Genomic DNA, 11,776 nt, shown 5'->3' with positions numbered 1-11,776 from the left:
GGGTCGTTCGAGACCAGGACGTTGATAGGTCAGGTGTGGAAGTGCAGTAATGCATTAAGCTAACTGATACTAATTGCCCGTAAGGCTTGTCCCTATAACCTTAGCAGGTTAAATCGCAAGTGACTTCATTCAGTGCCCGATGAGGCACTACTACAAAACATTACTTCTCCCAGATTCAGAGCGGCGTGAAATTGATCACGACGCTCGTACAAGTTATGCCTGATGACCATAGCAAGTCGGTCCCACCCCTTCCCATCCCGAACAGGACCGTGAAACGACTTTGCGCCGATGATAGTGCTGCAACCAGTGTGAAAGTAGGTTATCGTCAGGCTAGTTATAAGAAGAAGCCCGCTGACTAATGTCGGCGGGCTTTTTTCGTTTACGGTCCAACGCCGGCCAGTCAGGGCAGGCGGGAGGACATGTAGTCCAGCAAGTCGTCCAGCGTGCGCAGCTTCGCATAATCGGCTTCCGGAATCTCGACAGCAAGACTGTTGTGCAGGCCGATGAGGAAATTGAGCCAGTCCATGGAGTCGAGATCGACCTGGTCCCGTAAGGGCATGTCGGCCACCAGCAATTCCCCATCGACTTCCGGGGCGATCGACCTGAGTGTGGCGATCACGATATTCCGCAGTTCCTGCCTCTCCATGATGGGACCCCTATAGTTGTTCCGGGTGTTGCAGCCGCTCGCGCAGCGCGGCCAGGAACAGCGCGCCGTAGTGGCCGTCGGAGGCGCGGTGGTCCGCCGCCAGGCTGGCGATGGTGACGGGCATGACGAACAATCCGCCGTCTTCCACCCACGGGCGCTGTGTGATCCTTCCAAAGCCGACGAGGGCGACCTGGGGTGGATAGATCACGCCATACACCGCTTCCACGCCCTGTTCGCCCAGGTTTGTCACCGTGACTGTGGGGTCAGACATTTCCGAGCTACGCAATGAGCCAGCCCTTGCCCGCGCGGTCAGGTCGGAAAGGTCGCGCATCAATTGTTCGAGCGTTTTGTCTGCCACATCGTGGATGGCAGGTGCGATCAGCCCACCCTGGCGCAGTGAAATTGCAACCCCGATATGAATGGACGGAGCCGGAACGAACACATCGCCGGCGAAGGTACCGTTAAGGTTGGGATATTCCTTCAGCGCCAGCGCGACCGCCTTGATCTGCAGGACAGCCGCCAGCAGGCGATCGGCAATGCCTCGCTGGGCGTTGACGCTTGCCAGCCAGTCGAGAGCCCGGCGCATCGGCACGCTTTCGCTCAGGTAGTAGTGCGGGATCTCACGTTTCGACCTGCTCATCGCCGCGCCGATCGCCTTCCGCATTGCGGCCTGTTTGTCGGACGCTGCCGCTTTCGTAGCGGTCACACCAGCACCAGCACCAGCATCGGCACCAGCACCAGCACCGGCACCGGCACCAGCACCAGCACGTTCGACATCCTGCAGTGTGACGGCGCCGTCGGGCCCGGTGCCGGCGACGGTGGCAATGTCAATGCCGAGGTTCTCGGCGCGCAGGCGTGCGGCGGGCGAGCTTCGGCGCCGGGCAGTGGGGCGGGAGGCGGGCGGCGGAGCCGGTACGGGTGCGGCGACAGGCGCCGGCATGGCCGGCGCTGTCACGGCCGCTGCCGGTTGCGCGTGGCGTTGCGCTGTCTCCGGCGATTCGCCTGCTTCAAGGAAGGTCGCCATCACGGTACCAACGGGCACCGTCTCGCCGGGTTGGACCAGCAGTTCGAACACGGTACCCTCTTGCCAGGTCTCGACATCCACTGCGGCTTTTGAGGTGTCGACCACTGCCACGACCTGCCCGCGCGCGACGTGGTCCCCCGGGGCGATGTTCCATTGCAGGAGCTTGCCCTCGTCCATATCCGAACCGAGCGATGGGAGCGTGAATTCGATCATGTCTGTGCCTTTAGCTGGCTGGCCGCCGCTACGATGTCAGCTACCTGCGGCAGCGCAGCCTCCTCCATGTGGCGGGCGTAAGGAATCGGCACCTCGGCGCTGCAAACCCGTGCTGGCGCCGCATCCAGCTCATAGAAGGCCTGCTCGACGATGCCGGCGACGACTTCGGCTGCCAGGCTGCCGGTCTTCCAGCCCTCGTCGACCACCAGCACGCGGTGGGTGCGCCGCACTGATGCGAGCACGGTCTCCATGTCGAGCGGGCGCAGGACGCGAAGGTCGATGACTTCCGCATCGATGCCCTGCAGTGCCAGCTGCCCTGCGGCCTGCAGCGCCTTGGGCAGGCTGCCGCCGTAGGTCACGATCGTCAGGTCATTGCCTGCGCGTTGTACAGCAGCAGAACGGATGTCGCAGCCCGCCACGGCGGACAGATCGAGTTCGCCCTCCATGTTGTATAGCTGCGCGTGTTCGAAGATGATGACAGGGTCGGGATCGGCCAGCGCCGGTGCCAGCATGCCGCGCGCGTCCGCAATGGTGGCAGGCGCCAGCACCGTAATGCCGGGAATGTGCGCGAACCATCCTTCCAGGCTGTGCGAGTGCTGGGCCGCGACCTGGCGGCCGGCGCCGGTCGCCATCCGGATGACGATCGGAACGCTGAACTGGCCGCCGGACATATGGCGCAAGGTGGCGGCCGTGTTGACGATCTGGTCCAGCGGCAGCAGGCTGAAGTTGACTGTCATGACCTCCACGATCGGGCGCATGCCGCCGAGCGCCGCGCCGATGCCGATGCCCACGAAGCCAAGTTCCGACAGGGGCGTGTCGCGCACCCGGTCCGGGCCGAACTCGTCGAGCAACCCTTTGGAGATGGCATAGGTGCCGCCATACCTGCCGACGTCTTCGCCCATCAGGAACACGCGCGGGTCATTGCGCAGCGCTTCGCGCAATGCCTCGCGCATGGCCTCGCGGTAGCTGGTTCTCATGCCGGATGGGGCGACATCACGTCGCCCAGGAGGTCCGCGACGGGCTCCCATCCGGAAGCTTCCGCGAACTCGACCGATGCCTGGACCTCCTGCGCCACTTCCGCGTCGAGTGCGAGGAACTGTTCTTCGGTCAGCAACTGCGCCGCTTTCATGCGTGCGGAAAAAGTGTGGATCGGCCCGCGCTTTTTCCACTCTTCGATTTCTGCCTTGTCGCGGTACAGGTCGGGATCGAACATGGAATGGGCGCGGAAACGGTAAGTCCGGAACTCGATGAAGAAGGGGCCGTTCCCCGCGCGGACGTGCTGCACTGCAGTCCGTGTCGCATCCCGGGCTGCGAGCACATCCATGCCATCCACGGGCAGCGCTGGCACGTTGTAACTGGCCGCCTTGGCGCACAGGTCGGTCTGCGACTGCGAGCGCGCCAGCGCCGTGCCCATCGCGTACAGGTTGTTCTCGCAAAGGAACAGCACCGGCAGCCGCCACAGCGCGGCCAGGTTGATCGTCTCGTGGAACGCGCCTTCGGCCATGGCCCCTTCGCCGAAAAAGCAGGCGGTCACACGGGCCGTGCCTTGCAGCTTGTCGGCGAGCGCCAGGCCGGCCGCCAGCGGCAGCCCGCCGCCCACGATGGCATTGCCGCCGAAAAAGCGGTGGGCGCGGTCGAACAGGTGCATCGAGCCGCCACGCCCGCGCGAGCAGCCGTCCGCTTTGCCGAACATCTCGGCCATGATGCAATTCATCGGCACGCCGCGCAGTAGCGCGTGGCCGTGTTCGCGGTAGGTGGCGACGACATTGTCATCGGGGTCCAGCGCGTGCGCGGCGCCGGTGGCGACGGCCTCTTCGCCGATGTACAGGTGCAGGAAGCCGCGGATCTTGCCTGCACCGTATAGCTCGGCCGCCTTTTCCTCCATGCGGCGGATGCGCAGCATGTCGCGCAGCAGTGCCAGCGCTTCGGCCCTGTCGCCCAAGTCGCTCATTGCGGCGTCTCCAGCGTGGAAATATCGCCTTCGGGCAGGCCGAGTTCGCGGGCCTTGAGCAGGCGCCGCATGATCTTCCCGCTACGCGTGCGCGGAAGGCTGGGCAGGAAATCGATCTCTTTCGGCGCGACCGCCGCACCCAGTCGCACGCGCGCGTGGGCCAGCAGTTCCATGCGCAGCTCCTCGCTCGGTGCCTGGCCGGCTTTCAGCGACACGAATGCCTTCACCACCTCGCCTACCGTTGGGTCCGGCTTGCCGATGACGCCCGCCTCGGCCACCGCAGGGTGCTCCATCAGCGCGCTCTCGACCTCGAATGGGCCGATCAGGTGCCCGGCCGACTTGATCACGTCGTCGATCCGGCCGACGAACCAGAAATAGCCGTCGGAATCGCGCCGGGCCAGGTCGCCGCTGAGATAGAGATCGCCCGCAAAGCACTTGCGATAGCGCTCCTCGTTGTTGAGGTAGCCGCGCAGCATCGAAGGCCAGCCGCGCCGCAAGGCCAGTTCGCCTTGCACGTCCGGCTCCTCGATCACCTGCACTTGACCGGCATCGTCCGTTCGCACCACGAAAGCGTCGATGCCGGGCAAGGGACGTCCCATCGAGCCCGGCTTGATGTCGAACGCCGGCGTGTTGGCGAGCATGATGCCGCCGGTTTCGGTTTGCCACCAGTTGTCGTGGATCGGCAGGCCGAGTACTTCCTGGCCCCACCACACCGCTTCCGGATTGAGCGGTTCGCCGACGCTGGCGATGAAGCGCAGCTTCGGGAAGCTGTATTTTGCCGGGATCGCGTTACCTGCTTTCATCAGCATCCGGATCGCTGTGGGCGCGGTGTACCACACGCTCACTTGCTGCTCTTGCAGGATGTGGTACCAGCGTTCGGCGTCGAACTCCGCCTCGTCGACGATCGAGGTCACGCCGTGCAGCAAGGGCGCGATGATGCCGTACGAGGTGCCGGTCACCCAGCCGGGATCGGCGGTGCACCAGTAGGTGTCGTCCGGATGCAGGTCGAGTGCATACCGGCCGCTCATCCAGTGCATCAGCGCGGCATCGTGGACATGCACTGCGCCCTTCGGCGTGCCGGTGGTGCCACTCGTGAAATGCAGCAGCGCCATGTCCTCGGGATCGGTGCGGGCGATCGCGAATTCCTCGGATGCGGCATCCATCAGGCGTTGGAGGTCTTGCGTGCCGGCAACCGGCGGCGCGTCCGGTTCACCGGCCAGCAACACGTGTTGAAGGTCGGGCAACTGGTCACGCACCTGTGCCAGCTTGCGGCGGTAAAGCGTTGACGTGGTGACGATCGCGCGCGCCCCGCCAAGGCGCAGCCGCGTGACCAGCGGTTCGGGGCCGAAGGCCGAAAAAAGCGGACAGACGACGGCGCCCAGTTTGAGCCCACCCAGCACCGCGATATAGAGTTCCGGAATACGGCCGGCCAGCACGAACAGGCGGTCCCCTTTGCCCAGGCCGAGTCCGCTAAGCACGTTGGCGAAGCGGTTGGTCAGCTGCGAGAGCTGTCGATAGCTCAGCTCGCGCGTTGCACCGCCGGGTGACAGGAAGCGGAACGCGACCTGCCCGGCATTGGAGCCTGCGGCGTGGCGATCGACCGCTTCGTACGCTATGTTGAGTCCGCCGCCAGGAAGTCCGGCCAGGTTGCGCCGCGCCTGGTCCCAGGAAAAGCTGGCACGCGTCGCCTCATAGTCGGCCCAGTTCGGAGTGACGGGCAGACTGGAAGCGGCTTTGCGGATCACGGAAGGTCGGGCCATGGACCATTGTCAACCGCGACAGGCAAGCACTCACATGATCTTTGTCAAACGCGCTCGAAAGCCCGGGGCCGCGGGCCGATGAGTTATCGTCGGCTGCTTCCTACACCTCGCCAAGCAATCCTCCTATATAGACTCCTGAGTTCCACGCGCATCATCAATCCATCGGGGCCGCCGGGGGCCCTGCACTATGGAGATGAACATGGCAAAGCAGAAGACAAAAGGCAACAATGTGGTCGGCCGCGTATCGAAGGAAAAAGCCATTCCGGTAGCGAACGACAGCCTTCAGACGCGCGCGCCGGGCGCCGGCCCGGGCAACCTGCAGTCCGGGAACCGTGGGCAGAGCCTTGGTTTTGGCGGTTCGTGGCAGGGCGAGCGCGGCGGTCCCGGAACCCAGCAGGCCAGCTGGAGTTCGCGCCAGCAGGCGCAACGCATGCGCGCCCGGGCGGAAGAGGAGCGGCTGGGGGCGGCCCGGCAGTCAGGGTATGGCGGTTCGCAGCAGTCGCAGGCTGCAGGCTCCGAGGAGTCGGCGCATGGCCCCATCGGCGCGCGCCAGGGCGGCGGGGGCCGCGAGTCCAGCAAGGGGACGAAGTAGACATTCCTCGCCCTGCGCAGCCTACGCCCGCAACGGGCGTAGCGCCGGAAATCAGGGCTGGTAGATCTTGACGATCGCATGGCCTGCTGCGACGTACAGCACGCCATCGCTGCCTACCGCGATACCGCGTGGCGGTGGCAGGGCAGCCCCGAGGTCGGCGCCGATCTGGTGTCCCGGGCTGCCGTTCCCTGCAATGATGCTCATCTTTCCTTCCGGCGTAATCTTGCGCACGACTGAGCCGGCCTGGTCGGCGACGTACACATTACCCTGCTGATCAGTCGCCAGAAAACCCTGTATTCCGGCCGTCCCTGCGATGGCTGCCCCGGCCGTACCCAGCTTGCGGATATCGTTCTGCAGGCTTCCCACATACACGTTCCCGGACGGATCGACGGCGATGCCACGAACGGTCGCGACAACCGAAGTCGGGACATCGTTGCGTACATCGTCCCCCTCGATCATGGTGTATGTCGCGTCGGGTGCGATGCGGCGGGTGCCCACGCCATTGGTCACGTAGATATTTCCCGCGCCGTCGAGCGCAATGCCGGACGGCTGGAACAGGCCGGTACTCTGTCCGTCCACACTCGTTCCCTTGGGCAGTTGGGTTACCGTGCTGACCACGCCCTGTGGCGTGACCTTGCGGACCAGGCGCCAGGCGCTGTCGGCAACGAACAGGTTGCCAGCCCTGTCGAGTGCCACGCCGGTCGGATAGGCAAAGCGCGCGGCCGATCCGGTGCCGTCGGCCTGGCCGTTGAGCTCGGACGTGCCTGCCAGCGTGGTGACGAGGCCCGCCGGCGAAATCTTGCGGATGGTCTGGTTATAGTAGTCGGCAGCGAACACATTGCCACTGCCGTCCACCGCGAGCCCGAAAGGCTCATGGAAGCGCGCGGCTGCGCCGGCACCGTCCGCGGAACCGGCAGTGTCCGGCGCACCGGCGAGCAGGCGGATGCCGCTTACCGTCAGGACCGCATCGCTGCTGGTGACTGTGCCGCCCTGGTTGCTGACCTGCACGCTCCACTTGCTGCCGCGGTCCTCGAGCTGGACCGCTGGAACCGTATAGCTCGCGCCGGTAGCGCCCGCAATCGGCGAACCGTCGCGGCGCCACTGGTAGGCGGCTGCGCCGCTGGCAGCGACGCTGAAGGTCGCGGGCTTGCCGGACGCAATCGACTGACTCGCGGGCTGGGTAGAGATGACGGGGGCGGCGACCACCGCACCGCCGCCGCCCGAAGTGACCGTGCCCGGACCGGGTCCGGAGCCACCGCCCCCTCCACAAGCGGTGCAGGCAAGGGCGAACGAAATAGTCAGGGCGGTCTTGGCATTCAAATGGGGCTCCTCGGAATCCTTACGAACAGGGACCCGAGGCTACCATCTTGATGAAAATGACAAGGTTTCCAGGCGTGCGGCCGCGCCCGCTTGAATAAAACGCTTGCGTCAGAACGGGAATCCGGCCTTCAGGATGACGAAATTGGCGCCGTCGTTGGGATTCTTGATACCGCCGTTGGAGTAGTGCTGGAACTTGAGCGCCACGTCGAGACCATTTCTGAACACGTAGCCGGTGCCGATATGGTCGCCGAACTGGAACCGGGTCGACAGCTCCTTGCTGCCGTTGTTCCAGACGCCGGACAGGTAGTGCGCGCCGATGCCTGCCTCCGCGTACCATCCGCGCCTGTCGTGGCGCTGGTAGCGGACAGTCGGGGTCAGCCCGATGTCCCACAGGTTCTGGCGTACGCCCTGCTGGCCACGGTAGGCGTCGCCGCGCCATGCCGCCAGCGTCAGGTCCCAGAATGCGCCGAGGTGGTAGCGCTCCGAGCGCAGCCAGGTACGGTCGATATTGCGCTGCAGGCCGAGCCTGAACATTTTGGAATCGCTGCCCCGGGCCGCTTCGATCGAATAGCCGTGCGCGTCCAGCGCGGCCGCGGGCGCGGATGCCCACAGCAGTGCAGCGCAGGCAAGCACAGCAGGAAGTTTATTTTTTTGCATTGATATTTGATCAATTCGCGGCCCGGATGCGACGAATTGTAGCGATTCTGTCAAATCGCCGTCGTGCGCTTGGACGCACGAATCAACGCAGGGATGGGCCGCTCCCCGGCCCGCTGCGGGCTACCCGCGCGGCATCGCCATCTCGACCAGGCGCACCCAGAAACTGGCGCCGATGGGCAGCAGCCGGTCGTTGAAGTCGTAGCTTGCGTTGTGCAGCTGGCAGGGGCCCAGGCCATGCCCGCCGGCGCGGTGGTCGCCTTCGCCATTCCCGATGAAGACATAGCAGCCAGGCTTATGCTGCAGCATGAAGGCGAAATCCTCCGCGCCCATGGTCGGTTCGACGTCGGTGTCCACCTTGTCGGCGCCCACGATCGCCTGCATGGCTTCGACCGCGAAGGCGGTTTCGCGCTCGTGGTTCACCAGCGGCGGATAGTTGCGGTGGAAGGTGAAATCGACGGTGGCGCCGAACGCTTCGGCCGTATGCTGCGCGATCTGGCGCATGCGCGATTCGATCAGGTCCAGTGCGCCCGTGGTGAACGTACGCACGGTTCCCACCAGCTCCGCCTCGTCCGGGATCACGTTGGTGGCGCTGCCGGCGTGGATCTGGGTGATCGACAGCACCGCCGTCTCGACCGGATTGAGGTTGCGCGCGACGATGGTCTGCCAGGCCTGCGCGACCTGCACGGCCACCATGACGGGGTCGATGCCCTTGTGCGGCTGGGCTGCATGGCAGCCCTTGCCGCGCACGACCACGCGGAATTCATTGCTGGAAGCCATCATCGGGCCCGGGCGCACGCCGAAGGTGCCGGCCGCCATGCCCGGCCAGTTGTGCATGCCGTACACGGCCTCCATCGGGAACTGCTCGAACAGCCCTTCCTCGATCATGCGCTGCGCGCCGGCGCCGCCTTCTTCGGCAGGCTGGAAGATCAGGTAGACGGTGCCGTCGAAGTTGCGGTGCTGCGCCAGGTGGTGCGCGGCGCCGAGCAGCATGGCGGTGTGGCCGTCATGGCCGCACGCGTGCATCTTGCCGGGATGGCGGGAGGCGTGGTCGAAACCGTTCAGTTCCTGCACCGGCAGCGCGTCCATGTCCGCGCGCAGGCCGATCGCCCGGCCCGAGTCCCCGCCCTTGATGACGCCGACCACGCCGGTCCCGGCCAGCCCCCGGTGCACCGGGATGCCCCATTCGGCCAGCCGCGCCGCGACGACGTCGGACGTGCGCTGTTCTTCGTAGCTCAGTTCGGGGTGGGCGTGCAGGTCGCGGCGGATGGCCTGCAATTCGGCCTGGAAGGCGAGGAGGGGTTCGACGAGTTTCATGGGAGTTCTCCGTTTCGGCCACTACCGGACGACGCAAAAGGCGGGGCCTGCAAGCCTTTCATTGTAGCCCTGCCAACAGCGGAAGGCCATAGCGTCACGCAAGGCCGCGAATGGTTTACGATAGCGGTTCCACGTCTGAATTCTCCAGGTTTTCTCCATGACCACCACCCAAGTCCGGGCCGCATGCCCGCACGATTGCCCCGACACCTGTGCACTGCTGGTGACCGTCGAAAACGGCGTCGCCACGGAAGTGAAGGGCGACCCGGACCACCCGACCACCGCCGGGGTGCTGTGCACCAAGGTGTCGCGCTACACCGAGCGGACCTACCATCCGGACCGCTTGCTGTATCCGATGCGCCGCACCGGTAAGAAAGGCGAGGGCAAGTTCGAGCGCATCAGCTGGGACGAGGCGCTGGACACCATCGCCGCGCGCCTGAAGGAGATCGCGGCGCGCGCGCCGCAGGCGATCCTCCCGTACAGCTATTGCGGAACCATGGGCCTGGTGCAGGGCGAGTCGATGTCGGCCCGTTTTTTCAACAAGCTGGGCGCGTCCCTGCTGGACCGGACGATCTGCGCGACCGCGGGCGGCACGGGCTACCGCTACACCATCGGCGCCTCGGTGGGCACGGACATGGAGCAGTTCCAGGACGCGAAACTGATCATCATCTGGGGCGGCAATCCGATCGCCTCCAACCTGCATTTCTGGACCAGGGTGCAGGAAGCCAAGCGCCGCGGCGCGCGCCTGATCGCGATCGATCCCTACCGCTCACTGACCGCCGAGAAGTGCCACCAGCACATCGCGCCGATGCCGGGCACCGATGCCGCGCTCGCGCTCGGGATCATGCACGTGCTGTTCCGCGACGGCCTGCTCGACCACGACTACATCGCGCAGCACACGCTGGGCGTGGAGCAGCTGCGCGAACGCGCCGCGCAGTTCCCGCCGGAGCGGGTGGCCGCCATCTGCGGCATCGGGACCGCGGAAGTGGAAGGCCTGGCGCGCGAGTACGGCGAGACCGCGCTGCGCGGCGAACCGGTCGCGATCCGCATGAATTACGGCGTGCAGCGCGTGCGCGGCGGCGGCATGTCGGTGCGCGCGATCGCCTGCCTGCCGGCGCTGGTGGGCGCATGGCGGCACGCGGCAGGCGGCGTCCAGCTGTCCTCGTCCGGCTCGTTCCCGACCAACAAGGCGGCGCTGCAGCGCCCCGACCTGATCCAGGGGCAACTGCCCCGCACCATCAACATGGCCACCATCGGCGACGACCTGCTCAACTCGGGCTCGCCCGCGTTCGGGCCGAAGATCGAGGCAGTCATCGTCTACAACGCCAATCCGCTGGCGATCGCGCCCGATTCGGGCAAGGTGATGCAGGGCTTCGCGCGCGAGGACCTGTTCACGGTGGTGATGGAGCATTTCCAGACCGACAGCGCGGACTACGCGGACATCCTGCTGCCCGCCACCACGCAGCTCGAGCACGTGGACGCGCACACCTCGTATGGCCACCTGTACCTCGTCGCGAACAATGCGGCGATCGCGCCGCTGGGCGAGGCAAAGCCGAACACGGAAGTGTTCCGCCTGCTGGCGCAGCGCATGGGCTTTGACGAGCCGTGCTTCCGCGAGAGCGACGACGAACTGGCGGCCGGCTCGATGGACCGGGGAGATGCGCGCGCCGTGCACTTCGACTGGGAGTCGCTCAAGTCGCGCGGCTGGCAAAAGATGAACATGCCGGCGGCGCCGTTTGCCAATGGCGGCTTCTACACGCCGTCGGGCAAGTGCGAGTTCTATTCGGAGCAGATGCTCAAGGATGGGCTGGACCCGCTGCCGGCCTACATCGAGCCGTACGAATCGGCCGCGTCCAACCCGGCGCTGGCCGCCAAATATCCGCTGGCGATGATCTCGCCGCCGCAGCGCAACTTCCTCAACTCGACCTTCGTGAACGTCGCGAGCCTGCGCGCCACCGAAGGCGAACCGCACCTGGACCTGCACCCGGACGACGCAGCCGCGCGCGGCATCCTGAACGGGGACCTGGTCCGCATCTTCAACGACCGCGGCTCCTTCGTGGCCAAGTCGCGCGTGACGCCCAAGGCGCGCCGCGGCCTGGTCGTGGGACTGTCGGTGTGGTGGAAAAAGCTCGCTGCAGACGGCAAGAACGCCAACGAAGTGACCAGCCAGCGCCTGACTGACATGGGAAGGGGACCGACGTTCTATGACACGCTCGTCCAGGTTGAAAAGGCTTCAGGCGTGCCTGCCTGAGGACGGACGCCGCAAGGCGTGGCGGCGCCTGCTGCTGGCAGGCGTGGCCGG

10 protein-coding genes and 2 rRNA genes are annotated in these 11,776 nt (G+C 65.8%); 4 read left to right on the top strand and 8 right to left on the bottom strand.

Annotated elements, in window-relative coordinates; translation table 11 throughout:
* Positions 1-94, top strand: a 23S ribosomal RNA gene (locus ACFSQR_RS11660); the annotation flags it as partial.
* Positions 95-218: 124 nt separating this feature from the next.
* Positions 219-331 (top strand): 5S ribosomal RNA (gene rrf, locus ACFSQR_RS11655).
* 69 nt (positions 332-400) lie between these two features.
* On the opposite strand, the gene ACFSQR_RS11650 is transcribed toward rrf, so the two are convergent.
* From ACFSQR_RS11650 to acsA, 5 genes are read right to left on the bottom strand one after another with little or no spacing between them, the layout of a single operon-like run.
* The gene (locus ACFSQR_RS11650; RefSeq protein ID WP_377729946.1) at positions 401-619 is read right to left on the bottom strand and encodes an acyl carrier protein; all 219 of its coding nucleotides are present in this window, start codon (positions 617-619) and stop codon (positions 401-403) included.
* A 37-nt stretch (positions 620-656) separates the two neighbouring features.
* The gene (locus ACFSQR_RS11645) at positions 657-1,883 is read right to left on the bottom strand and encodes a dihydrolipoamide acetyltransferase family protein (RefSeq protein ID WP_377729945.1); all 1,227 of its coding nucleotides are present in this window, start codon (positions 1,881-1,883) and stop codon (positions 657-659) included.
* The gene (locus ACFSQR_RS11640) at positions 1,880-2,860 is read right to left on the bottom strand and encodes an alpha-ketoacid dehydrogenase subunit beta (RefSeq protein ID WP_377729944.1); all 981 of its coding nucleotides are present in this window, start codon (positions 2,858-2,860) and stop codon (positions 1,880-1,882) included. The genes ACFSQR_RS11645 and ACFSQR_RS11640 overlap by 4 nt, the downstream gene beginning before the upstream one ends.
* Positions 2,857-3,834: a pyruvate dehydrogenase (acetyl-transferring) E1 component subunit alpha gene (gene pdhA / locus ACFSQR_RS11635; protein WP_377729943.1), complete on the bottom strand. Its 978-nt coding sequence runs from the start codon at positions 3,832-3,834 to the stop codon at positions 2,857-2,859. The genes ACFSQR_RS11640 and pdhA overlap by 4 nt, the downstream gene beginning before the upstream one ends.
* A complete protein-coding gene (acsA, locus tag ACFSQR_RS11630) occupies positions 3,831-5,594 on the bottom strand; it encodes an acetate--CoA ligase (RefSeq protein ID WP_377729942.1) in 1,764 nt (587 codons plus the stop codon). The genes pdhA and acsA overlap by 4 nt, the downstream gene beginning before the upstream one ends.
* Before the next feature lie 199 nt (positions 5,595-5,793).
* Here acsA and ACFSQR_RS11625 point away from each other — a divergent pair, with 199 nt between their 5' ends.
* Positions 5,794-6,186 (top strand): hypothetical protein, encoded by a 393-nt coding sequence (locus tag ACFSQR_RS11625; protein WP_377729941.1) that lies wholly within the window; start codon positions 5,794-5,796, stop codon positions 6,184-6,186.
* A 51-nt stretch (positions 6,187-6,237) separates the two neighbouring features.
* On the opposite strand, the gene ACFSQR_RS11620 is transcribed toward ACFSQR_RS11625, so the two are convergent.
* From ACFSQR_RS11620 to ACFSQR_RS11610, 3 genes are all read right to left on the bottom strand, one after another.
* Complete coding sequence (locus ACFSQR_RS11620) at positions 6,238-7,506, bottom strand: hypothetical protein (RefSeq protein WP_377729940.1); 1,269 nt, start codon at positions 7,504-7,506, stop codon at positions 6,238-6,240.
* A 108-nt stretch (positions 7,507-7,614) separates the two neighbouring features.
* On the bottom strand, positions 7,615-8,163 hold the full coding sequence (locus ACFSQR_RS11615; protein WP_377729939.1) for an acyloxyacyl hydrolase: 549 nt from the start codon (positions 8,161-8,163) through the stop codon (positions 7,615-7,617).
* A gap of 120 nt (positions 8,164-8,283) precedes the next feature.
* Positions 8,284-9,477 (bottom strand): M20 aminoacylase family protein, encoded by a 1,194-nt coding sequence (locus ACFSQR_RS11610; RefSeq protein WP_377729938.1) that lies wholly within the window; start codon positions 9,475-9,477, stop codon positions 8,284-8,286.
* 157 nt (positions 9,478-9,634) lie between these two features.
* On the opposite strand from ACFSQR_RS11610, the gene ACFSQR_RS11605 reads away from it, so the two are divergent.
* Positions 9,635-11,725, top strand: a complete 2,091-nt coding sequence (locus ACFSQR_RS11605; protein WP_377729937.1) for a molybdopterin-dependent oxidoreductase — start codon at positions 9,635-9,637, stop codon at positions 11,723-11,725.
* The last annotated feature ends 51 nt before the right edge of the window (positions 11,726-11,776 follow it).

It is taken from the genome of Pseudoduganella sp. GCM10020061 (assembly GCF_042683405.1).
GTDB lineage: Bacteria > Pseudomonadota > Gammaproteobacteria > Burkholderiales > Burkholderiaceae_D > Telluria.
Note: the sequence above shows the minus strand (reverse complement) of the source record. Positions and strands in the feature narration are given on the sequence as shown.

Coding starts and splice junctions, on each gene's coding strand:
- ACFSQR_RS11645 (WP_377729945.1), bottom strand. CDS start 1,883: ATGATCGAATTCACGCTCCCATCGCTCGGTTCGGATATGGACGAGGGC.
- ACFSQR_RS11640 (WP_377729944.1), bottom strand. CDS start 2,860: ATGAGAACCAGCTACCGCGAGGCCATGCGCGAGGCATTGCGCGAAGCG.
- pdhA (WP_377729943.1), bottom strand. CDS start 3,834: ATGAGCGACTTGGGCGACAGGGCCGAAGCGCTGGCACTGCTGCGCGAC.
- acsA (WP_377729942.1), bottom strand. CDS start 5,594: ATGGCCCGACCTTCCGTGATCCGCAAAGCCGCTTCCAGTCTGCCCGTC.
- ACFSQR_RS11625 (WP_377729941.1), top strand. CDS start 5,794: ATGGCAAAGCAGAAGACAAAAGGCAACAATGTGGTCGGCCGCGTATCG.
- ACFSQR_RS11615 (WP_377729939.1), bottom strand. CDS start 8,163: ATGCAAAAAAATAAACTTCCTGCTGTGCTTGCCTGCGCTGCACTGCTG.
- ACFSQR_RS11610 (WP_377729938.1), bottom strand. CDS start 9,477: ATGAAACTCGTCGAACCCCTCCTCGCCTTCCAGGCCGAATTGCAGGCC.
- ACFSQR_RS11605 (WP_377729937.1), top strand. CDS start 9,635: ATGACCACCACCCAAGTCCGGGCCGCATGCCCGCACGATTGCCCCGAC.